Raw genomic sequence first — 982 nt, forward strand, 5'->3', positions numbered from 1 at the left:
CTTTCGGCCGGTGCCGGCAAGAAGGCCGCACTCCTTATCCAGCGCAATCACGCGCGCAGCTTCGTTACAGTCGACCTCAAATAAATGCGCCAGGAACTGCGCGCGTACCCGCCCAGGATGCGCGCCTCGCTCGCTGTCAGGCGTGCCGGCACGCCGACGCCATGCTGCATGCTGCGCAGGTCGGAAATGAGGTCGGCTGAAAAAAGTGGATACGAACGTTTCGTAAATAGATGGAACGCAGACATAGACGAATCGAATTCCAGGCACGGCCTACAGGACGGATTTTCTTGATGAGGCCGTCAAGCTGGCGTTGGCCCGGTAAGCTTGCCGCGTGGCTACTCAACGAAAACGGGTAGTCCAGGCAGCACCCGCTTTGGCTGACGCCGTTCGTGCTGCAAGAATGCTCCGCATGGTAGCCAGGGAGTGTTCGGCAATTGGACTTGGCGTTTGCTGTGGCACATGAAACTCCAGAGCCCGGACGCCCAGGCGTCTGCAAACAGCGGAGAGATACGGTTTGCCCGATCCAGCATACACGCCGTACGCTTTCTCTATAGCGAGAGGATACGAGGGCTGAATGAACACGGGCGCCGACATGGGCGCCCGCTCACGTTGCTGCCTGTGAGGCAGCAGATCAGAACCATTGCATTTATGCAGCCGCGTCCCTGAGCTTCTTCAAAGCGCGCGCCTTGATACGAACCGTTGCCGGTTTCGCGTCGAACCAGCGTTCTTCGCCCGTGAACGGATCCTTACCGAAGCGCTGCTTCTTCGCGGGCACTTGCTGAAACCGTGATCTTCAGAAGACCCGACAGCGTGAATTCGCCGGCACCCTTCTTGTGAACCGAGCCGAGGATGGTGTCTTCCAGCGCGGCGAGAATCGCCTTCGCAGCTTTTGGTTCAACACTAGCCGCTTGTGCAACGTGATTGGCGAGCGAAGCCTTTGTGAACGTCTCTTTCACAGGTGCGCCGGCGACCAGCTTTTTCG

1 protein-coding gene and 1 pseudogene are annotated in these 982 nt (G+C 58.8%); both read right to left on the reverse strand.

The genetic code is table 11. The features are described from left to right. Positions 1–339: 339 nt before the first annotated feature. Positions 340–594 (reverse strand): CppA family protein, encoded by a 255-nt coding sequence (locus H3V53_RS44025; RefSeq protein ID WP_473766679.1) that lies wholly within the window; start codon positions 592–594, stop codon positions 340–342. Between the two features lie 52 nt (positions 595–646). Beyond that, positions 647–982 (reverse strand): annotated as a pseudogene (locus H3V53_RS43140) (HU family DNA-binding protein); the annotation flags it as partial.

It is taken from the genome of Paraburkholderia bengalensis (assembly GCF_037126505.1).
In the GTDB taxonomy this organism is placed as follows: Bacteria; Pseudomonadota; Gammaproteobacteria; order Burkholderiales; family Burkholderiaceae; genus Paraburkholderia; species Paraburkholderia bengalensis.